Origin of the sequence: Rhodococcus sp. 05-340-2, assembly GCF_002258915.1 — a bacterium.
Classification (GTDB): Bacteria; Actinomycetota; Actinomycetes; order Mycobacteriales; family Mycobacteriaceae; genus Rhodococcoides.
In genome coordinates, this window is sequence record NZ_NOYU01000006.1 from 291,100 (window position 1) to 311,921 (window position 20,822).

The following is a 20,822-nucleotide window of genomic DNA, read 5'->3' on the forward strand; positions in this document are numbered from 1 at the left end:
GAAAGGTCGGGCGATGACTGAAAATTACAACGGATTGGAAGTTTTCAGCTACCAATTCGATCGCTTCGCATACGAACATCCTTGGATCGGCGCTCAGGCCGGTGAATTCATGCTCGGTCCCGAGGGCGGGGGAATGCTCGAATTCACGCACGCCACCGTGTTCGCTCTTCCCGAAGGCGGCGCGCACGAAGTGCACGGTCCGATCCTCGACTGGTACCTCGGTCACGGGGGACCCTATGGCGCACTTGGGTATCCGATCAGCAACGAGCGCCCGACGCCCACCGGATCGGGTCGATACAACCTCTTTCAACGCGGCGCTATCGGGTGGCTGCCCGATGTGGGTGCATTCACGATCGGCGGTCGTTCGGAGGAATCCGATGTGAGCCCAGGACCGGAAGCTGTATTGGTGTCAGCGGTCGATGCTCCTATCGCGCCTCTCGGCATATCTGCCTAAAATCCGGACTCACTCCCTGTTTCGGGAGGTTTATTCGGACGAGCAGTTTCGATCAATTGTGCGTCAATTCAGAACAAAGTCGGCTCGTCGAATCCCGGGACTCCCTCGATACCGAGTATTTTTTGTTTGGTATTCGTACCACCCGGTGCCGAGAAGCCGCCGACTTCCGTGCCTGCGCCGAGCACTCGATGGCACGGAACGATGATCGGCACGGGGTTACGTCCCAACGCACCGCCTACGGCCTGGGCCGCACCGGGGTGGCCGAGTCTGCGGGCGATGTCGCCGTACGTGAGAGTCGAGCCCCGGGGAATCCCGCTACACACGGTGTAGACCGAGGCATCGAACTCCGAGACGTCCAGGACCAGGGGAATTGGCCTCATGTCGACAGTCCGTCCATCGAGCATGGCGACGATTCGCTCGGTCGCGTCGGCCGCGAGCGCGTCTAGAGGCCCCCTCGTCGCACCGAAGCCGGCCAGGTAGTCCAACATCGCCTCGGCCGACGGCTCGGGCAGGGCGACGGCGACCACTCCGTCGTCGGTCCACGCGATGCCGCACAGGCCGATGGCGGTGTCGAAGACAGTGCTGGTCGGCATCGGTCCAGTATCCACCTGACCCCAGCCGGCAGTCCAGTGAAAAGCCCAATGGACTTGAAAGTTGAAGGCCAGTGGGCGAATACTGGTGAGCATGGCTTCGAGAGTCCTCAATGCAACGTCACTGGCCCGCGATCTCGGCAGCTGGCGCGGCGACGCGTCCTCGGATGGATCCGGTAGGCGCAAGGCGTCGCGTCCAACGTATCGCGCGTTGGCAGATGGCGTCCGACTGCTGATTCACGACGGCCGCATTCCGCTCGGTGTCGGGCTGCCCAGTGAGCGCGATCTGTCGGCGGCCCTCGATCTCAGTCGTACCACCATCACGTCCTCGTACTCGGTGCTACGAGACGAGGGCTATCTGATCAGCAAGCAGGGATCGCGCAGCACCGTTGCCCTCCCCGCTGCACCCACCCCCAACGGAATGTTGATTCAGTCGACATCGCCCTCGGGTCCGGTCGTGGACATGTCTCACGCAGCGATGGCCGCGGCGGACGGCACTATGACCGCGGCGTACGAGTCTGCGCTGCAGGCACTTCCGACGTATCTACCGACGCACGGTATGGAGCCCATCGGTCTGGCGGTGCTGCGGGAGGCCATCGCGCAACGCTTCGTCGAGCGTGGCCTGCCGACGACCGCCGATCAGATCATGGTGACTTCCGGTGCACAGCAGGCAGTTCGGCTACTGCTGGGCACACTGACCTCGCCCGGTGACCGGGTGCTGATCGATCACCCCACCTACCCCAACGCACTCGAAGCCATCCGGCGGGTGGGTGCCCGGCCGGTGCCGGTACCCGTGCGCCCGGCCGACGGCGACTGGGATCTCGACGGGATCCGCAGCGCCGCAAGGCAAACGGCCGCCAAGGTCGCGTATCTGATTCCGGACTTCCACAACCCCACCGGGCAGGTGTTGGGTGCCGAGGGCCGGGCCGAGCTCGCACGCATCACCCGCGACACCCGGATGACGCTCATCGTCGATGAAACCATGGTGGACCTGTGGCTCGACGCCCCTCCGCCACCGCCGGTCGCGTCGTTCGGGCGGGTCTCGGGGTCCGACATCGTCACGATCGGCTCGGCATCCAAATCGTTCTGGGGCGGCCTGCGCATCGGATGGATCAGGGCGCATCCGTCGCTCGTCTCGCAGCTGGCAGGCTCGCGGGCAGCGCACGACCTCGGCACCTCGATCATGGATCAGCTGGCGTCGTCGTTCCTGCTGCAGGACGCGGAACCGGCGCTCGAGCTCCGTCGATCGCAGCTACGTGAGCGTCGTGAGGTGCTCGAAGACGCTCTGGCAGAACATCTTCCGGACTGGCGCTACCGCCGCTCCGAGGGCGGCATGTCGCTGTGGTTGCAGCTGCCCGCACCGGTGTCGAGTGCGCTGGCCGCCACCGCGCCTGCATTCGGGGCAGTGCTGGCGGCAGGCCCGCGATTCGGCGTCGAGGGTGCGTTCGAGCGCTACCTCAGGTTGCCGTACACCCGTGAGCCGCAAGAGCTTCGGGCCGCGGTGATGGCCACGGCTGCGGCGTATCGCGCACTCGCTCCCAGCGCCGAATCGGAACAGCCGGCCCTGGTGTTCTGAGCGGCTGTGTTCTGACCGCGAACTCGAAGTTATGGACGGAAATCAGCCGAAAAGCGTCCACAGCTTCGAGTTCGGCACACGTCAGCTCCAGACCGACGCGATGTCGGTTGCCGTGGCGGGCGGTGGCGTCGGGACTCCGTTCTCGGTGCGGGAGAACCGCGGTGCCGGGCGGTGCTGGGTGACTCCACCGATGTCGATGAGGGAGTCGCGATCCTTCATGTGCGGGTGGTTCGGGGCTTCGGCAAAGGTGAGGACCGGCGATACGCAGGCGTCGGTGCCGTCGAATATCGCGGCCCATTCGTCGCGGGTCTTGGACAGGAATGTCGCGGTGAACTTCTCGCGCAGCTCGGGCCAGCGCGACTTGTCCATCTGCGGCGGCAGGTCCGCATAGGCGAGGCCCAATCCGGTGAGCAGCTGGGCGTAGAACTGGGGCTCGAGCGAGCCGACGGCCATGTACTGGCCGTCGGAGGTCTCGTAGGTGTCGTAGAAGGGCGCGCCGGTGTCGAGCAGGTTGGTGCCGCGGTCGTCGCTCCAGGCTCCGACGCCACGCCAGGACCAGATCATGTGCGAGAGCGCGGCGGTGCCGTCGACCATGGCCGCGTCGACCACCTGGCCCTGCCCGGAGCTCTGGCGCTCGTAGAGCGCCGCCATGATGCCGAAGACGAGGAACATCGAGCCGCCGCCGAAATCGCCGACCATGTTCAGGGGCGGCACGGGCCGCTCGCCCTCGCGGCCGATGGCGTTCAGGACGCCGGTGACGGAGATGTAGTTGATGTCGTGGCCTGCGGTCTGCGCCCATGGACCTTCCTGGCCCCAGCCGGTCATGCGGCCGTAGACGAGGCGCGGGTTGCGGGCGAGAGCGTCGTCGGGTCCGAGGCCGAGGCGTTCGGTGACGCCGGGGCGGAACCCTTCGATCAGCACGTCGGCGCGCTCGATCAGGCCGAGGACCTTCTCGATGTCGGCCGGATCCTTGAGGTTCGCCTCGACGATGGTGCGGCTGCGCAGCTGGTGGTCGTGGGGGGAGATCTGCCCGGCGCGCTGGACGCGTACGACGTCTGCGCCGAGGTCGGCCAGCAGCAGTGCGGCGTGTGGGCCGGGCCCGATTCCTGCGAGTTCGACTACTCGGAGCCCTGCGAGTGGTCCACCAGTGTTCGACACGTTATTTGCCTCGTTCCGACTCGTCAGCTGCGAATGTGAATGGAGACTAACTTGTACTAGGTCGTCCAACCGATCGGGGTGTGGATAATAGGGCTGTGACTGCCCCAGATCCCGTCCGTATCGGTACTCCGCTCACTCCCGGGGCCACCCGGGTGATGCTGCTCGGCTCGGGTGAGCTGGGCAAAGAGGTGATCATCGCGTTCCAGCGCCTCGGCGTCGAGGTGATCGCCGTCGATCGCTACGACAACGCCCCTGGCCATCAGGTGGCCCATCACGCGTTCACGATTGACATGAGCAACCCCGAAGAACTACTGGCGCTGATCGATTCGCAGCAGCCGGATTATGTGGTGCCGGAGATCGAGGCCATCGCGACCGATGCCCTGGCCGAGGTCGAAGCGCGGGGTCGGAGTGTGGTGATCCCGACGGCTCGTGCGACGCAGTTGACCATGAACCGCGAGGGCATCAGGCGTCTCGCGGCCGAGGAGCTCGGGCTGCCGACGTCACCGTACGCGTTCGCCGATTCACTCGAAGATGTGCGAGAAGCATTGTCCACCATCGGCTTTCCCGCCGTCATCAAGCCCGTCATGTCCTCGTCGGGCAAGGGACAGTCCGTCGTTCGCACCGAGGCCGATGTCGAAGCGGCGTGGGACTACGCACTGAAGGGTGGCCGCGTCGATCTCGGTCGCGTCATCGTCGAGGGATTCGTCGATTTCGATTACGAGATAACGCTTCTCACCGTCCGGGCGACCGGCGGAACGTCGTTCTGCGAGCCGATCGGGCACCTGCAGGAATCCGGCGACTACATCGAATCCTGGCAACCACAACCGATGTCCGACGCGGCCCTCGCCGGTGCGCGCGACGTTGCCGAGCGGATCACGACGGCACTCGGTGGCCGCGGGTTGTTCGGCGTCGAACTGTTCGTGCAGGGCGACAACGTCTACTTCTCCGAGGTCAGTCCTCGGCCGCACGATACGGGTCTGGTGACGCTACGGACGCAACGGTTCTCGGAGTTCGAGCTGCATGCCCGCGCCGTTCTGGGTCTGCCGATCGACACGACGCTGCTCTCGCCCGGTGCGTCGGCGGTGATCTACGGCGGCGTCGATGCGGACGGCATCCACTTCGACGGTGTCGCCGATGCGCTGGCCGTCCCCGAGACCGATCTTCGTCTGTTCGGCAAGCCGACGAGTTTCGTCCGGCGCCGGATGGGCGTTGCGGTGTCGACCGCGCCGGACATCGAGACGGCGCGGAGCCGGGCACGCGAGGCAGCAGGCAAGGTTCGTCCTGTCGTCTGACCCGACACAGGGCACACTGAGCTCATGAGCGCGCTCGGAGAAGTCCTGGTCGGCCTGGTGATTCTGGTCGGCCTCGTCGGTATCGTCGTCCCGATTCTGCCGGGCACCATCTTGATCTTCGCGGCCGTCGCAGTGTGGGCGTGGGTCACCGGCGGAGCCGCCGCGTGGACGGTCTTCGCGATCGCGACGGTGCTGCTGGTGATCAGTGGCGTCGTGAAATACACCTGGCCCGGGCGGCGCATGCGGGAGGCAGGCGTGCCGACGCGATCGCTGATGATCGGCGGACTGCTCGGCATCGTGGGGTTCTTCGTCATCCCCGTCGTCGGACTGTTCATCGGCTTCATCGCCGGCGTCTATGTCGCCGAAGTGCCCAGGCATCGAAACCATTCCGAGGCATGGAGATCCACCGTGCACGCCACCAAGGCTGCCGGGTTGTCCATTCTGGTGGAGCTGTTCGGTGCCCTGCTCGCCTCGGCGGTGTGGCTCGGCGGAGCGCTACTCGTCTAAGGGACGCGATACCAAGCCCGGGCATTGCCGTCGAGCACCGCCGGGAGATCGCCACCGACGGCGTGAGAAATGATGTCGATGTCGGTCTCCGAGAACGGACGAGGGGCACGGGTGCCCGGCAGATCGGTGCCGAACATCAACGCCGCCGGATTCACGCGATGAATCTGCTGCAGAGTGTCGATGATGTCGAGGTCCACCCGGCCGAATCCCGTTGCCTTGACGCGTACTCCGCGATCGACGAGATCGAGCAGATACGGCAGGCCCTGCGTCGAGAGGCCCAGGTGGTCGATGCTCACGGCGGGCAGTTTCGCGAGGATCGGCTCGAGCGAGAGCAGCAGGGAGGCATCGACGTACAGCTCGGCGTGCCAGCCCACCAGTTCGTGGACACGACGCGCCTGGGTGGTGAGCATCTGTAGATCCGTCTCGCCGCGTTTGAGATTGAACCGCATACCGCGCACGCCCGCGTCGTTCAGCGCGACGATGTCCTCGTCGGAACATTCGGGATCGATCTGGGTGACGCCCACCCAGCCGCGCCCGAGGGTCTCCAACGCAGCGAGCAGGAAACTCTGATCGAAGCCCTGGAACGATCCCGTCACCACCGCGCCGCCGGTGATACCGAGCCCGTCGACGTCGTAGAGGTAGTTCGAGACGGTGTACGGATCGGGCAGGAAACCGTGGTTCTCGATGAGCGGAAACTTCGGGTCGATGATGTGTAGGTGGGCGTCGAACACGGTCCCCAGCATGCCAGCTCACGCATTCGGCGTCGCGGCCACCGTTCGTGGTGTTTGAATTCGAAACATGAAACCGGAGACCACAGTCGTTCTCGATGGATACACCTACTTCGAATGTCCGAGATGGCACGAGGGGAGGATCTGGGTATCGGACTTCTACTCCCATCGCGTCGTGTCCGCCCTCGAGGACGGCTCCGACGTACGAGTCGAAGCCGAGGTGCCCAATCAGCCGTCGGGCCTGGGCTGGTTGCCCGACGGGCGGCTGCTGATCGTGTCGATGCGCGACTACAAGCTGCTACTGCGTGAGCACGACGGCTCGCTGACCGTGCACGCCGATCTGTCGACGTACGTGAAGGCGAACCTCAACGACATGCTCGTCGACGCGCAGGGCCGCGCGTACATCGGAAACTTCGGCTTCGATCTGATGAACTTCGCGCCCGTCGAGACGGCCGACCTGATTCGCGTCGACCCGGACGGTTCCGCGCACGTCGTCGCGTCGGATCTGTACTTCCCCAACGGGATGGCGTTCACGGCTTCGGGCCAACTGCTGGTGGACGAAACGGTCGGAAACAGGGTCAGTGCCTTCGACATCGCCGAGGACGGATCCCTGGGGGAGCGGCGTGACTGGGCGAAATTCGGCGAACTGCCGACGTCGACGGACATGGCTACGGCCATCGGCGAGGTGAAGGTTGCCGCCGACGGATGCTGCATCGACACCGACGGCACGATGTGGATCGCCGACGCGCTGGGGCAGCGAGTGCTGCACGTGGCGCCGGGCGGGGAGATTCTTCAGCAGCTCGATTTCGATCTCGGGGTCTTCGCCTGCGGACTCGGCGGATCCGACGGCCGGACGCTGTTCGTCTGCGCTGCACCTGATTTCAACGAGCATCAGCGCAAAATCGAAACCGAAGGAAAGCTGCTGGCAGTGCGGGTGTAGAGCGCTTCGCGCAGTGGTGTGGTCAGGTGCCGCAGAGGGCACACGGGAGTGGAGCCTGCGGAACGACCCGCAGGCGCAACCACACCACTGCCGCAGGCACTCAGGCCTTGTCGGGCTCGGAAGCCTTCAGCATGTCCTCGCGCTCGACGACCTTGACGCGCTCGCGGCCCTCGGGCTCACCGAGTGAACGCTCGTGCGCGTCGAGGCGGTACCAGCCGTCCCACGTGGTGAAGGGAACCTGCTTGCCTTCGAGGAACGAGGTGACGGCATCGAGATCGGGCTCGGCCGCGCCGACGAAGCTGGGCGCATCCTCGAGCAGATTGGCGACGGTTTCGTTGGCGTCGCCCTTCGTGTGACCTATGAGACCGACGGGTCCGCGCTTGATCCAGCCCGTGACGTAGGTGGCGGGAACAGGTGTGGTCGAGTGCGGGGACTCGACGACGCGTCCGGCCTCGTTGGGGATGGTGCCTGCCTGCTCGTCGAAGGGGAGCTGGCTGATGTTCTGGCTGAGGTAGCCCACGGCGCGGTAGACGGCCTGGACGTCCCAGTCGTTGTACTTGCCGGTGCCCTTGACGTTGCCGGTGCCGTCGAGCTCGGTGCGCTCGGTGCGCAGACCGACGACCTTGCCGTCCGCGCCGAGTACCTCGTGCGGGGACTCGAAGAAGTGCAGGAACAGCTTGTGCGGGCGAGCGCCGACGTCACGGATGGCCCAGTCCTGCAGGGTGTTGGCGACCATGTCGATCTGCTTGGAGCTGCGGCGGGCCTGCTCGGAGCCCTCGTCGTAGTCGATGTCCTCGGGGGAGACGATGACCTCGATGTTCGGCGAATGGTCGAGCTCGCGCAGCTCGAGCGGAGTGAACTTGGCCTGAGCCGGTCCGCGACGGCCGAAGACGTGCACCTCGATCGCCTTGTTGGCCTTGAGGCCCTCGTAGACGTTGGCCGGGATCTCGGTGGGGAGCAGTTCGTCACCGGTCTTGGCGAGGACGCGTGCGACGTCGAGAGCGACGTTTCCGACGCCCAGGACGGCGACCTTCTCCGCCTCCAGGGGCCAGGTGCGCGGGACGTCCGGGTGGCCGTCGTACCAGGAGACGAAGTCGGCGGCGCCGTAGCTGCCCTCGAGGTCGATTCCGGGGATGTTCAGGGCGCGGTCCGCGTTGGCACCGGTGGAGAAGATGACGGCGTCGTAGAAGCGGCGCAGGTCGTCCAACGTGATGTCGGTGCCGTAGTCGATGTTGCCGAGCAGGCGAACCTGGGGCTTGTCGAGCACCTTGTGCAGGGCGGTGATGATGCCCTTGATGCGCGGATGATCGGGGGCCACGCCGTAGCGGATCAGCCCGAACGGCGCGGGCATGCGCTCGAAGAGGTCGATGCTGACGCCCGGTCCGCTGACATTGTGGTCGGACTTCATGAGCGCGTCGGCGGCGTAGATGCCTGCCGGTCCGGCACCGACGATGGCGACGCGGAGTGGACGAGTCTGATCGGTCATGTGCAGCGAGCTACCTTCTTCGAGGGAAGTGCGGACACCCCAGCATAAATTAAGGACAACCTGAGCTGGGGCAGAGGGCAACTTGCCGTATTTCCCGGTTTCCGGTAGGAATTGCTCTGTGCAGACGACATACCTGGTCCGACGGTTCACCGTCGACTTCTGTCGTACCTGCACCAACATGTGTTGTCGGTGACAAGACCCGACGCCCTTCCCCTCCTCCAGCAGGACGGGACCCCTCTCTCGACGGCAGCGTTGCCGAAGATCAGCGCCCGGCCGTGCACAGATTCGAGGACACATGACCACTCTGGAACAGACCTCCACGCTCACTGTCGACAAGCTCGGCCCATCGTTCGGTGCCGAGGTCATCGGCCTCGATGTCGCCTCGGCGTCCGACGCGCAGATCCATGCCGTGCGCCTGGCCCTCGTCGAACACAAGGTTCTGGTGTTGCGCGGGCAGACGCTCGACGACGCGGCACACGTCGAATTCGGCCGTCGTCTCGGTGACCTCACCGCCGGTCACCCGGTACACGACAGCGGCCACGTCGCCCCCGAGGTCTACGCGCTCGACAGCCAGGACAACGGATTCGCCGACGTCTGGCACACCGACGTCACGTTCATGGAACGGCCGCCGATGGGCTCGATCCTGCGTCCCGTCGTCCTGCCCCCGCACGGCGGCGACACCAACTGGGCCGACAGTCAGCTCGCCTACGAGTCACTGTCCGCGCCGGTCCGCCGAATGATCGACGGACTCACGGCCATCCACGACGGCAACCGCGAATTCGGCTATTACCTCGCGCAGAAGCGCGGCGGAAAAGGCAACGTGTGGGACGGCAAGGAAGTCACCGCGCTGGTCCCCGTCGAACATCCCGTCGTCCGGGTCCATCCGGAAACCGGCCGCAAGGGGTTGTTCGTCAATCCGGGGTTCACCTCCCACATCGTGGGGGTGTCGGAAGCCGAGAGCCGGGGAATCCTGGACCTGCTGTACGCGCACCTGACCAAACCCGAACACATCGTGCGGCACCGCTGGCGGCTGGGCGACCTGGTGCTGTGGGACAACCGCAGCACCTCCCACTACGCCAACCGCGACTACGGCACCGAGCACCGCAAGATGCACCGCATCACGTTGCGAGGAGACATTCCCGTCGGACCCCGATAGTGCCGGGCCCGTCGGATCGAGGAAGATTGGCCGCATGGCGTCGTGGAGTGAACGTAGGCAGCAGTGGGTCGACAGTCGTGAGGAAGCGCGCAACAACGCGTCCCAAGCGGCCGCAGACTCCGGTGAGCAGCGTCCGCCCAATGCGTGGCCGTTCATCATCGCCGCGGGCATCGTCGTCGTTCTGCTCGTCGGAATCTTCGCAGCCTCGAAGTTCGCCCCCGCGGAGGACAACGTGACGCAGGCCCAGTTGCTCACCGACAGCCTCGACGGATTCCTCGAAGCGCAGAACACCGGCGACGCGGACCTGCTGCGCCAGAACACCTGTTTCGATCAGGTCGAGCGTCTGATTCCCGGTGACGATGCGCAGTACCGAACCGATCGAGCAGGCGAGGTCGAGCGCAACGGCGAGACGTCCATCGACGGTGTGCCGTCCGAGTACCAGGTCAACGGCGACCGCGGAATGGTCACGGTGCCACTGAAGGAAGAGAAATCCGGAGTGCAGACCGACGACGTGTGGAAGTTCGTTCGCGTGGACGACAAGTGGCTGGTGTGCAATGTCTGATCTTGGTATGTGTGACGTAACGGCAAGCGACGGAAGGCTGATCCAGTGACCTACGCAGGTGACATAACCCCGGAAGCTGCCTGGGAGTTGCTGCAGAGCAACCCCGAGGCGGTGCTCGTGGATGTTCGGACGCGCGCCGAGTGGCAGTACGTCGGAGTTCCCGACACCTCCGGTATCGAACGCCCGACACACCTGATCGAGTGGGTCAGCTTCCCCGACGGTGCCCGGAACACCAACTTCGTCGACGACCTGAAAGCCGCAGGCGTGGACGGCGATCGGCCCGTGGTGTTCCTGTGCCGCTCCGGTCAGCGATCCATCGGTGCTGCCGAAGCCGCGACGGCTGCGGGAATCGGCCCGTCCTACAACGTGCTCGACGGCTTCGAAGGTGCCACCGACGCCGACGGCCATCGCGGAGCCGTGGGTTGGCGTGCGGTCGGGTTGCCCTGGAGGCAGTCGTGACGAACATTCCCAAAGGCGGCGGATTCGACAAGCCCTTGCCCGAGGGGGTGGGTCAGGCAACGCTGGGAGTTCGCGGCGGCCTGATGCGATCGGGCTTCGACGAGAACGCCGAAGCGCTCTATCTCTCTTCGGGTTTCGTGTACGAGAGTGCCGGCGCTGCCGAACAGGCGTTCACCGGGGACATCGACCATTTCGTCTACTCGCGTTACGGCAACCCGACGGTCAAGATGTTCGAGGAGCGGCTGCGCCTGATCGAGGGGGCCGAGGCATGCTTCGGTACCTCGAGCGGAATGTCCGCGGTGTTCACCGCGCTCGGTGCACTGTTGAAGGCCGGTGACCGATTGGTTGCTGCGCGTAGCCTTTTCGGTTCCTGCTTTGTCGTCTGCAATGAGATTCTGCCGCGCTGGGGCGTCGAGACCGTCTTCGTCGACGGCGAGGACCTGGAGCAGTGGGAGCAGGCGCTGTCGGTGCCGACGACGGCGGTGTTCTTCGAGACCCCGTCCAACCCGATGCAGTCGTTGGTCGATGTTCGACGCGTCTCCGAGCTGGCACATGCGGCCGGCGCAACGGTGGTGCTGGACAACGTGTTCGCGACGCCACTGCTGCAGCGCAGCCTCGAACTCGGTGCCGACGTGGTCGTGTACTCCGGCACCAAGCACATCGACGGCCAGGGTCGGGTTCTCGGCGGTGCGATCCTCGGATCGAAGGAGTACATCGAAGGACCGGTGCAGACTTTGATGCGGCATACCGGCCCGGCGCTGAGCCCGTTCAACGCCTGGACGCTGCTCAAGGGCTTGGAGACGATGCCGGTGCGAGTGCGGCATTCGGTGAACTCCGCGCTGCAGATCGCCGAGTTCCTCGAAGGCCATCCGGCGGTGCGCTGGGTGAAATATCCCTTCCTGCAATCACATCCGCAGTACGAGCTGGCGAAGTCGCAGATGTCGGGCGGAGGCACCGTCGTCACGTTCGAGCTCGACGCTCCCGGGGGTGAGGGCAAGAAGCGCGCCTTCGAGGTGCTCGACGCATTGCGCATCGTCGACATCTCCAACAACCTGGGCGACTCGAAGACACTGATCACCCATCCGGCCACCACCACGCACCGCGCGATGGGTCCGGAAGGTCGTGCAGCAGTGGGCATCACCGACGGCGTCGTGCGCATCTCGATCGGCCTGGAGGACACCGAGGATCTGATCGGAGACCTGGACCAGGCACTGAAGTAGCAGGGTCAGTGCTCGAAGACGCTGAGCACCGTGCGGAACTTGGCCGTGGTTTCGTCCAGCTCGGCGTCGGGGTCGGAATTTGCCACGATGCCGCCGCCGGCAGTCGCCGTTCCGGTCAGCCCATCCGCGGAGAGCTCGATGCAGCGAATGGTCACCATCCATTCGCCGTCGCCGCTGCCGTCGGTCCATCCGACGGCTCCGGCATAGAAGCCGCGGGAGCCCTCGACGTCTGCGATCGCAGCCATGGCCGCGGCTCGCGGAACGCCGGCGACGGCAGCGGTGGGATGGAGTGCCAGCGCGAGGTCGAGCGCCGAGGTCGCGGGATCGGCCAGGGTTCCGACGATGGGCGTCGACAGGTGCCACAGCTGCGGAGTGCTGCTGAGCTGGGGTGAGTCGGGTACGTCCAGCGTCTCGCAGAACGGTGCCAGCGCAGTCCGGATCTCGTCGACGACAAAGCGATGTTCGGCCTGATCCTTCGCACTCGCCGCCAGTGCCGCGGAAATACGCGCTTCTTCGTCGGGATCGGTGGATCGCGCTGCCGTCCCCGCGAACGGATGACAGCTGACAATGTTGCCGCGCTTACGAACCAACAGTTCCGGGCTCGAACCGACGATGTGTCGACCGGCAGGCGCGGTGGGGGACAGGTCCGCCAGAAAACCGTTGCCCATCGGATCGCGGGAGACCAACGCGCTCAACACCGAGACAGGTTCGATCGGCGAATCCGCGGTCACCTCGATGGCCCGCGCGAGCACGATCTTCTCGGCCACACCGGCTTTCAACTGCTCGACGACATCGCGCACCCGCTGCACGTGAACGTCCGGGTCGGGTATCTGGCGCGCAACGGTGACGGTCGGCAGAGGAGGGAGAGTATCGACCGTTGCCCACGGCCCGTCGAGTCGATAGAACTCCTCCGGCTCGATGAGGGCGGTGGCGTCCGACATGTCGAACGGGAGTGCGCCGACCACGTTTCGGCCTTCCCGCACCGCGGCCACGGCGTCGGCGATATCGGGAAAAGCGTGCCGGACACCCCGCCCGACAACGTGGTGATCCTGCCGGGAGAGAACGAATTCGAGTGTCATCAGAACGGGTTCTGCGTGCGGCCCACCAGGTCTGCAACGGAATCGAGAACCTTGGTCGGCCGGTACGGATACTGCTCGACGGATTGGACCGTCGAGATTCCGGTGAGAACCAGGATGGTCTGCAGTCCGGCTTCGAGACCCGAGAGCACGTCGGTGTCCATTCGGTCGCCGATCATCAGCGTGTTCTCCGAGTGCCCGCCGATCGCGCGCAGCGCCGAACGCATCATCAACGCGTTGGGCTTGCCCACGTAGTACGGCTCCTTGCCGGTGGCCTTGGTGATCAGAGCGGCCACCGAACCGGTGGCCGGCAGCGAGCCTTCACGGGACGGTCCGGTGGCGTCGGGGTTGGTGGCGATGAAGCGCGAGCCCTTCTCGACCAGGCGAATAGCGGTAGTGATGGCCTCGAACGAGTACGTGCGGGTCTCGCCGAGCACCACGTAATCCGGGCTCGAGTCGGTGAGCGTGTAGCCGATGTCGTGCAGGGCGGTGGTCAGACCCGACTCGCCGACGACGTAGGCGCTACCGCCGGGCCGCTGATTGCCGAGGAACGTCGCGGTGGCGAGAGCGGAGGTCCAGATCGACTTCTCCGGAATGTCCAGACCGGTGAACGCCAAGCGGGCCCGCAGGTCACGTGGAGTACGAATCGAATTGTTCGTCAACACGATGAACGGAATCTCGTTGGCCTGCAGCTCGGCGAGGAACGTGTCGGCACCGGGAATCAAGTGATCCTCGTGGACGAGCACGCCGTCCATGTCCATCAGGTACGTCCACTGCTGAGGCTTCTCGGTTTCGCTCACCCCTCCATTGTGAACTACCCGGTCGCGCCGCAGGCTCGACTACCGAACTATCGGGTCGTTCCGCCGGCTTCACTCTGAACTATCGGGTCGTTCCGCCGGCTTGACTCCTGCCGCTAACTCGCCTGCCGCTCTTCGGCACGCCGCGCATTCGCGCGGTGCACCACTCGTTCCCGGACGGTCATCCCACCCCAGACTCCGAACGGTTCGTTGGCGGCCAGAGCGAATTTTCGGCACGCCTCGATGACCCCGCAGTCTGCACACACCTGCTTCGCACGGTCCTCGCGTGCGCGGCGTGCGGAGCGGCCCTCGCCGGACGGGGAGAAAAATATCTCCGAGTCCTGCCCGCGGCACAGTGCGTCGACCTGCCAGTCCCAGGATTCGACGGCAGGGGAGATCCCGCGCTCGATCATGGCAATTGCGGTGTTCCTCGACATCGTCCGATCGTCACCGGATTCCCGAGTGCGCACAACGCTTCGAATCAGCGTGATTCGAGGACGGATGGGATCTGGCTTCGGGGCTGTTCGGTCGTGGTTCGGCATACTGGCCGTGTGACGAAGGCCGACCTCGATCCCGCCGAGATCAAGAATCTACTTCCGGGTTACGGCGCAGCCGAGGTCAAGCGATTGATCAAGGCGACTCGTCCGAGTTCGGTTACGCGCCAATGGGGTCGGTTGTCCTCGATATTCACTGCAAACCTGGGCGTCGAGTACTTCGGTGCGAGCGACGAGGCAATCGCAGCGGCCGAGGCTTCGATGGGTCGGTGGCCCGCGGAACTTCGAGAGCTGTACCGATGCGTCGAGCGAGCCGACCAGCGCAGAGGAATGCTGCTTCTGCCCCCACAGTTCGAGTTGCTGTCTGTTGCGCAGGTCGAGAAGCGGCACGAATTCTGGGCCGAGGCGACCAGGAACCCTGCGTTCGGAAGTCCGATCGACGTAGAAGCCGAGATGGCCAAACCGGCCGGAACTGCTGTCGGCGCGATGCTTCCCGGGTTCATTCCTTTCGCCAACGACGATGCCGACACCTTGTTCGTGGACGCGCGTTCCGGTCCGTTTCATGGCTGCGTCAACTTGTGGCCGGATGCGGACGTGGCGCGCCGGCCTCCGATATGGCGATCGCTGAGTGCGATGCTGGAAGATCTGGCATTCGCACTCGAGCGAAATACGACGATGTCGATGCGGTTGTCGGGCTGGAACCGGTATCAGCCCTATGTCGAAGGGGATCGGCTCGTCTGGGAGGCGCTCGCCTGAAGATCGTTGCCGGACATGCACGTGCGGCAGGCAGAGCTGTGCCCTGACGCTTGCGTGGGTCGTCATGCGGGTTGTCGTGGTTCCTCGTCCCCGGTGTCGTCGTGCTGGTCGGGTGGGTACAGCACTTCTTCGGGGTGGTGTGCGTGGTTGATCAGCCCGCGCCTGCGTGGGTCCATCCCTGTCGGTGGGAGCCAGAGGGTGCGGCCCGGATAGCGATGTCCTGCTCCGGTTTTGGTGGTGGACCATTTGCCGGGTCCGTCGCCGACGAGTGCGTGGTGCATGTCGCAGCCGAAGGTGAGTCCGTCGATGTCGGTGGTGCCGCCGTCGATCCAGTCGGTGAGGTGGTGGGCTTGGCACCAGGTGGCGGGGCGGGTGCAGGAGGGGAAGCTGCAGCCGCGGTCTCGGGCGATCAGCACGATGCGTTGGTCGGCGGAGGCGATGCGTTTGGAGCGGCCGAGGTACAACGCTCTGCCGTTGTCGTCGAAGATCGTGAGGTAGTGGTGGGCGTGGGAGGCCATGCGGATCGCGTCGCGGATCGAGACGCGGGATCCGGTGCCGGTCATGGCGTATCCGCAGCCGGCTTCGAGATCTTTCAGGGTCATGGTGACGATGGCGGTGACAGGCAGGCCTCGGTGGGTGCCGAGGGTCCCGGAGGCAAGGGTGTGCCGCAGCGCCAGTTTCAGGGCGTCGTGGTGACGTTCACGTTGGGTGCGGAGATCCCGAGCAACTGCAGCCTCCCGCGCTGCTGTCTTGTCCGCGGTGTCGTCGCCGGTATCGGATCCGAAGTGCCCGACGGGTTCAGTAGCGCCTGCAGTGTCGTCGGGGTCGTCGGGGTCGTCGGGGTCGTTTGACTGTGTGCCGCAACCACAGTCGGTCCCGTCACCGCAGTCGTCGTCATCGCAGCCGTCGTCACTGTTGCAGTCCGTTCCATCCCACAGGCCTGCATCATTGGACCCGGCATCGCTGGGCGTCGACTCGGGTTGCGGCGCAGTGGCGCTGCCGTCGCCGCCGTTGTCCTCGCCATCGTTGTCGTCGCCATCGGTTTCGTCGTCACGTTCATCGTCGTGGACGACCGATGTCGGGTCGGCGGGGTTGTTCACTCCGGGTTTCGCGGCTTTGGAGAACAGGGCTTCGAGGTAGGCGCGTAGTTCGGGGTCGACGCAGAATTTTCCTTCCGACATCCCGTCGGCACCTTGCTCGCCGAGGTAGAAGAACGCATCCCGTCGCTTCCGCGGCCTCGGCTTCCCGTCCTCGTCTTCGTCGTCGTCGTGGTCGCCGTCGGGGTTGAGGATCGAATCCAGGTTTGCCACCAACGGTGCGAAGTCGTCGGGCCGTCTGGTCGAGGCGAAACCCACCAATTGCTCTTCGGCTCGCTCCCGCGTCTGCGGGTCGACACTCGAGGGCAGATGGCGGAAGAACTCCCGGATCATCTGCACATGCTTGGCGTCGAGCAACCCCGCCCGCAAGGCAGCAGCGGTGTGCGGCAGCAACGGCGGCAGAACTTCGCCCGAGAAGGAAGTGCGGTCACCCAATTCCGCAGCCAGACGCACCCGAGCACCCGCGGCGTGTGGGGTGATCCGCAGCATCCACGCCACCGACGACGGCACCGAACCCGCATACACATCGAGACCGTGTTGAGCGATGAGTTCGTTGAGCCAGTTATACGAGTACGCCGTCAGCGACCGGGTCAGAGTTTCCATCCGTTCGATCACCGCACGCCGGTCGGCGTTCGTCCACGACACCGACGCCTGCCCCGCCAACTCCGCCACCGCGGACTCGACCCGATACACCAACAACGACAACTCCGGATCGGACACCTCAGGGGCAGGCGGCACCGTCTCGATGCCGTCCACCCCTGATCCGCCGTCCCCCGAAAGCATGAACAGAATCTATCGCGACCCACCGACAAGTTCTCGAACACACGTTCCCATCTGTGATCGGAGGTCGAAAAGCTTGGTCGTGGTCGGAGCGGTCAACTGTGTGGCGGATTACACATTGCTCATAAGTGTGACGTTGTCGATTTTACGTAACGATGAGTCGCGTAGATGCTGGTGGGGGCGTTCAATATCCCCCAAGGCGGACGGAACGACCGCAGCAGCGTTGCTTGCGTCGGTGACGAAAGCCACTGCTTGGCTGTATCTCCGAACTCGAGTGTCGAGCCGGTGTCCAATGTTGTGTTGACCCAGTGGGGATGATCGACATGAACGACGCATTTCGCTTCGCCGTTTCGTGCAAATCGCCGAAGGAACTGATCACTCGGCTTCAGTTCGGTACCACGGACCTGTGGCCAGAGGATGCGTCCCTCGCGGCCCGTTGGGGTTACATGGCCGACCTGATCGATTCCGATCGGGGCATGCTCGTCGAACTCGATTGTGCACTGTCGGCACCGGTTGTGGACGCACTCGTTGCGACGGCGGAACTGTGCAGACAATCGGCCTCCGAGACTGTGCCCCAATCGGATTGGAGATTCCTCCGTCGCGCCTTGGAATGGCTGAAGATCAGCAGTTCGGACGTCGACCGTGCGTTGCTCGCGGTGGGCGACGAAGTTGCCCTCGTCGGTCTCGATGGTGAGGAAGAGGACCTTTCTGTCGCGACGTGGCTGTGTATCGAAGTACTCGATCGATTCGCCGCCGAGGACACGATCGGTTATTGGGTGCACCGCATGGATGTCCACGGGTCGAAAGCTGCTCGAAAGCATGCGGATTCGGGCCGCTGTGACATCGAAAGTTCTGAACTGCCGATGGCCGTCTGAGTCAGATACGGCTCACGCTGTTCGCCGGGAACCGGTGGTAGACAGCATGCGAAATTGCGTCTCGATGTCGATCGATGAACAGTTGATCGCGTGAATACAGGGCAGCATGCTCGTGGTTCGGACCGGCCTCGACCGCGAGTTCCATTGCCCTGAGCCTCGCGATGATGATGTCAGGGAGTTCGGTGGCCCGAGGGTCGGGATAGATCCCGAAGATTCGGCGCAGCCTGTCCCATCGATCGACGTCCGGGGACCATCCTCCGTCGGAGAAGTTGTCGGCACTGCAGAGTGGTGCGAATCGATAGGCGAAATAGGCCAGGTCGTCGATGCGTCGCCCCGGGCCGGCCTCGTCGAAATCGATCAATGCGACGGCTGCCGAACCCTCGAAGACGAAGTTGTACGGAGCTGCATCCCAGTGGCAGATCACCTCGGGTTCGACGTCGTCGGGTAGGTGTCGGGCATGGCCGTCCGGCAACCGCAGACCGATGGTGAGGTCGTGCAATCGGCGGAGGATCCGGGTAGCGCTCTCCAGAGCTTCGACGCTGCGAACGGCGGCGGGCATCGGATAGTTGCCGGCAATCCCATGTCGATACGTCAGTATTTCTCGGCCCTGATCGTCTGTTCCCAAGAATCGCGGAGCGCAGGGAAAACCTTTGCGCTCGAGATGTTTCAGGAGTACATGCACGGCGGCGGAGTGGTCTCCCGTTGCGCGACGCGCAGTCTCGCCTACCCGATGCACGACGGTTCGGTTGCCTCCCTCCAGCGGCGCCCCGGTCTCGTCGTTCATCGGTTCACGGTCTCATATCGGTGCGGGATTGCACTCTCGAATTCCGCGACGATCCCTACCCCGGTTGGCAAGTGCGCCGACCCTCTCGTAGTATCGGAATCCGTAGGACCATCCAGAGCGACCGAGAGACCTGGCTCTATGACGTCGCAGCAACCCCCCGCTTGTCGGGTGAGGGTGCTACCGCCGGGACCGATGGAGGAATGCACGTGAACACCCGAGTCGCCTCAGGTTTCGTCGACGGATGCCGTCGGATTCATGTCGATCTGTGCCGTCTGAACGGTTCGACCTGTCTTAGCTGACATTTCGGCACCGTACTTTTCGACACCACACCTCATCATCTGCACGAACTCCTTCCTGGGCACACATGGCTCGGACGCGGGAGTTCGCGTGCGATCGACCAGATACCGGAGACACCCACGTGTCCACTCGCCCTGTACTTTTGGTGGCCGGAGTAATCGCCGCCACCGCCACACTGCTCGCCGGGTGCGCAGGTAGCGCCCCCATCTCGGCCGCCGACGCCGGACCCCCGCAGTCCGGAGGGACGCTGCGCTACGGCCTGTCCGGGGCTCCCACCTGCTCCGACCCGGCACAATCCGGCACCAATCAGACGATCTACGTCACCCGTCAAGTGGTCGACTCGCTCACCGATCAGAACCCGGAAACCGGGGCGATCGAGCCGTGGTTGGCCGAAAGCTGGGAAGTCGGTGCCGACGCGAGGTCGTTCACTTTCCAGCTGAAAGACGGCGTGACGTTCAGTGACGGCACCCCGCTCGATGCCGCTGCCGTCAAGGCGAATTTCGACGCCATCACCGGCACTCTCGGTGCCGCCAAGGCACCGCTGGCCGCCAGTTACCTGACCGGGTACGACGGTGCCACGGTGGTCGATCCGCTCACCGTCCGCATCGACTTCTCGGCACCCAATGCGCAGTTCCTGCAGGCGAGTTCGACGCCTCAGCTCGGTATCCAGGCCGTTGCGACCTCGGCGCAGTCGGCCGAGTCGCGGTGCTTGGGTACCAACATCGGATCGGGACCGTTCACCTACGCGGACTATCAACAGGACCGCTCCGTCACCTTGGCCAGGCGAACCGGATACAACTGGGGCTCTGCGGTATTCGGTCACCAGGGCGAGGCGTACCTGGACCGCATCGAGTTCACCATCGTGCCCGAATCGGGTGTACGCACCGGCAGTCTTTCCTCCGACCAGCTCGACGCGGTGAGCGACGCGCTACCGCAGGATGCGCCACAGATCGAGTCGACCGGTGGCCGGATCCTGACGGCATCCAACCCGGGCGTTCCGTTCGGCATTCAGCCCAACGTCACTCGTGGTGCGCTACAGGACCCGGCCGTCCGGAACGCCCTCGTACCGGCGATCAACCGTCAGGAACTCGTCGACACGGTGCTGGGACCGGACTTTCGCACGGCGACAAGCACGTTGGCCAGCGCCACGCCGGGGTACGTCGAACTCGCCGATGTCACCTACGATCCCGAGAAGTCGAAGTCGCTGCTCGACGCGGCCGGCTGGGTTCCCGGTGCCGATGGGGTCCGTGAAAAGGACGGGCAGAAGCTGAGTTTCAAAGTCATGTACTCGGCCGTGTTCGCCGGTAACCAGGCGATTCTGGAGCTGACCCAGCAGCAGTTGCGCGCCGTCGGCGTCGACCTACAGCTCGAACTGGTGCCCAATTCGGAGGCGACGGCACGGCAAGGCACCAGGGACTACGACGCGACGTACTACAACAGCACCCGCGCCGACGGTGACATTCTGCGCACCTCATTTGCCGTGGACGGTCGGAACTTGAACGCGCGCGGCCCGATTCCGGATCTGGATGCATCGTTGACGGAGCAGCTCTCGACCACCGACGTCGAGGCGCGCAACGAGATCCTCGCAACCGCCCAGCAGCAGGTGTTGGACAACGGATTGTGGATTCCCACGATCGAACTCTCGCAGGCCGTCGGCGCGGCGTCGACAGTGCAGGATCTGAAGTTCGAGGCCTCCGCTCGCCTGCAGTTCTTCGACACCTGGCTGAGCGGGCAGTAG

21 protein-coding genes and 1 riboswitch are annotated in these 20,822 nt (G+C 64.7%); of the genes, 12 read left to right on the plus strand and 9 right to left on the minus strand.

Annotation, left to right across the window (positions count from 1 at the left end):
- Positions 1–13: 13 nt before the first annotated feature.
- Positions 14–454 (plus strand): LGFP repeat-containing protein, encoded by a 441-nt coding sequence (locus tag CH271_RS02845; RefSeq protein WP_037190445.1) that lies wholly within the window; start codon positions 14–16, stop codon positions 452–454.
- Between the two features lie 68 nt (positions 455–522).
- On the opposite strand, the gene CH271_RS02850 is transcribed toward CH271_RS02845, so the two are convergent.
- On the minus strand, positions 523–1,047 hold the full coding sequence (locus CH271_RS02850) for a methylated-DNA--[protein]-cysteine S-methyltransferase (RefSeq protein ID WP_094632746.1): 525 nt from the start codon (positions 1,045–1,047) through the stop codon (positions 523–525).
- A gap of 91 nt (positions 1,048–1,138) precedes the next feature.
- On the opposite strand from CH271_RS02850, the gene yczR reads away from it, so the two are divergent.
- Entirely contained in the window at positions 1,139–2,620 is a 1,482-nt protein-coding gene (yczR, locus tag CH271_RS02855) for a MocR-like transcription factor YczR (protein ID WP_037190444.1), read from the plus strand.
- A gap of 81 nt (positions 2,621–2,701) precedes the next feature.
- On the opposite strand, the gene CH271_RS02860 is transcribed toward yczR, so the two are convergent.
- Positions 2,702–3,778 carry a CaiB/BaiF CoA transferase family protein gene (locus CH271_RS02860; RefSeq protein ID WP_094632589.1) on the minus strand — a complete coding sequence of 359 codons (1,077 nt, stop codon included), beginning with the start codon at positions 3,776–3,778 and terminating at the stop codon, positions 2,702–2,704.
- 95 nt (positions 3,779–3,873) lie between these two features.
- Here CH271_RS02860 and purT point away from each other — a divergent pair, with 95 nt between their 5' ends.
- Positions 3,874–5,070, plus strand: coding sequence for a formate-dependent phosphoribosylglycinamide formyltransferase (gene purT / locus CH271_RS02865; RefSeq protein ID WP_094632590.1), 1,197 nt, complete (start codon positions 3,874–3,876; stop codon positions 5,068–5,070).
- Positions 5,071–5,094: 24 nt separating this feature from the next.
- Positions 5,095–5,577, plus strand: coding sequence for a DUF456 domain-containing protein (locus CH271_RS02870; RefSeq protein ID WP_094632591.1), 483 nt, complete (start codon positions 5,095–5,097; stop codon positions 5,575–5,577).
- Here CH271_RS02870 and CH271_RS02875 read toward each other — a convergent pair.
- Complete coding sequence (locus CH271_RS02875; RefSeq protein ID WP_094632592.1) at positions 5,574–6,320, minus strand: amidohydrolase family protein; 747 nt, start codon at positions 6,318–6,320, stop codon at positions 5,574–5,576. The two genes, CH271_RS02870 and CH271_RS02875, sit on opposite strands and share 4 nt — an antisense overlap.
- Before the next feature lie 55 nt (positions 6,321–6,375).
- On the opposite strand from CH271_RS02875, the gene CH271_RS02880 reads away from it, so the two are divergent.
- Positions 6,376–7,245 (plus strand): SMP-30/gluconolactonase/LRE family protein, encoded by an 870-nt coding sequence (locus CH271_RS02880; RefSeq protein ID WP_170945897.1) that lies wholly within the window; start codon positions 6,376–6,378, stop codon positions 7,243–7,245.
- A gap of 100 nt (positions 7,246–7,345) precedes the next feature.
- Here CH271_RS02880 and CH271_RS02885 read toward each other — a convergent pair whose 3' ends face one another.
- Complete coding sequence (locus tag CH271_RS02885) at positions 7,346–8,731, minus strand: FAD-dependent oxidoreductase (protein ID WP_094632594.1); 1,386 nt, start codon at positions 8,729–8,731, stop codon at positions 7,346–7,348.
- Positions 8,732–9,026: 295 nt separating this feature from the next.
- Between CH271_RS02885 and CH271_RS02890 the strand changes: the two genes are divergently transcribed.
- The 4 genes from CH271_RS02890 to CH271_RS02905 are packed head-to-tail and all read left to right on the plus strand — an operon-like array spanning position 9,027 to position 12,128.
- Positions 9,027–9,887 (plus strand): TauD/TfdA dioxygenase family protein, encoded by an 861-nt coding sequence (locus CH271_RS02890; RefSeq protein ID WP_094632595.1) that lies wholly within the window; start codon positions 9,027–9,029, stop codon positions 9,885–9,887.
- Positions 9,888–9,921: 34 nt separating this feature from the next.
- Positions 9,922–10,449, plus strand: a complete 528-nt coding sequence (locus tag CH271_RS02895; protein ID WP_037190431.1) for an Rv0361 family membrane protein — start codon at positions 9,922–9,924, stop codon at positions 10,447–10,449.
- A gap of 45 nt (positions 10,450–10,494) precedes the next feature.
- Positions 10,495–10,908, plus strand: coding sequence for a rhodanese-like domain-containing protein (locus CH271_RS02900; RefSeq protein WP_094632596.1), 414 nt, complete (start codon positions 10,495–10,497; stop codon positions 10,906–10,908).
- Positions 10,905–12,128 carry an O-succinylhomoserine sulfhydrylase gene (locus CH271_RS02905; RefSeq protein ID WP_179274742.1) on the plus strand — a complete coding sequence of 408 codons (1,224 nt, stop codon included), beginning with the start codon at positions 10,905–10,907 and terminating at the stop codon, positions 12,126–12,128. The genes CH271_RS02900 and CH271_RS02905 overlap by 4 nt, the downstream gene beginning before the upstream one ends.
- Positions 12,129–12,133: 5 nt before the next feature.
- Here CH271_RS02905 and CH271_RS02910 read toward each other — a convergent pair whose 3' ends face one another.
- From CH271_RS02910 to CH271_RS02920, 3 genes are all read right to left on the minus strand, one after another.
- Positions 12,134–13,207, minus strand: coding sequence for an isochorismate synthase (locus tag CH271_RS02910; protein ID WP_094632597.1), 1,074 nt, complete (start codon positions 13,205–13,207; stop codon positions 12,134–12,136).
- Positions 13,207–13,965, minus strand: a complete 759-nt coding sequence (locus tag CH271_RS02915; protein WP_068053998.1) for an HAD-IIA family hydrolase — start codon at positions 13,963–13,965, stop codon at positions 13,207–13,209. Before CH271_RS02915 ends, CH271_RS02910 begins: the two co-directional genes overlap by 1 nt.
- A 152-nt stretch (positions 13,966–14,117) precedes the next feature.
- Positions 14,118–14,438, minus strand: a complete 321-nt coding sequence (locus CH271_RS02920) for a WhiB family transcriptional regulator (RefSeq protein ID WP_306437402.1) — start codon at positions 14,436–14,438, stop codon at positions 14,118–14,120.
- Positions 14,439–14,552: 114 nt separating this feature from the next.
- Here CH271_RS02920 and CH271_RS02925 point away from each other — a divergent pair, with 114 nt between their 5' ends.
- Entirely contained in the window at positions 14,553–15,251 is a 699-nt protein-coding gene (locus CH271_RS02925) for an SMI1/KNR4 family protein (protein ID WP_094632599.1), read from the plus strand.
- Between the two features lie 62 nt (positions 15,252–15,313).
- Here the strand turns inward: CH271_RS02925 and CH271_RS02930 are convergent, their stop codons facing one another.
- Positions 15,314–17,131 carry an HNH endonuclease signature motif containing protein gene (locus CH271_RS02930; RefSeq protein WP_094632600.1) on the minus strand — a complete coding sequence of 606 codons (1,818 nt, stop codon included), beginning with the start codon at positions 17,129–17,131 and terminating at the stop codon, positions 15,314–15,316.
- A gap of 320 nt (positions 17,132–17,451) precedes the next feature.
- Between CH271_RS02930 and CH271_RS02935 the strand changes: the two genes are divergently transcribed.
- A complete protein-coding gene (locus tag CH271_RS02935) occupies positions 17,452–18,003 on the plus strand; it encodes a hypothetical protein (protein ID WP_143545998.1) in 552 nt (183 codons plus the stop codon).
- A 1-nt stretch (position 18,004) separates the two neighbouring features.
- Here CH271_RS02935 and CH271_RS02940 read toward each other — a convergent pair whose 3' ends face one another.
- Positions 18,005–18,787: a phosphotransferase gene (locus CH271_RS02940; protein ID WP_094632602.1), complete on the minus strand. Its 783-nt coding sequence runs from the start codon at positions 18,785–18,787 to the stop codon at positions 18,005–18,007.
- Positions 18,788–18,892: 105 nt separating this feature from the next.
- A riboswitch (SAM riboswitch) is annotated at positions 18,893–18,986 on the plus strand.
- Positions 18,987–19,205: 219 nt separating this feature from the next.
- On the opposite strand from CH271_RS02940, the gene CH271_RS02945 reads away from it, so the two are divergent.
- Complete coding sequence (locus tag CH271_RS02945; protein WP_373453589.1) at positions 19,206–20,822, plus strand: ABC transporter substrate-binding protein; 1,617 nt, start codon at positions 19,206–19,208, stop codon at positions 20,820–20,822.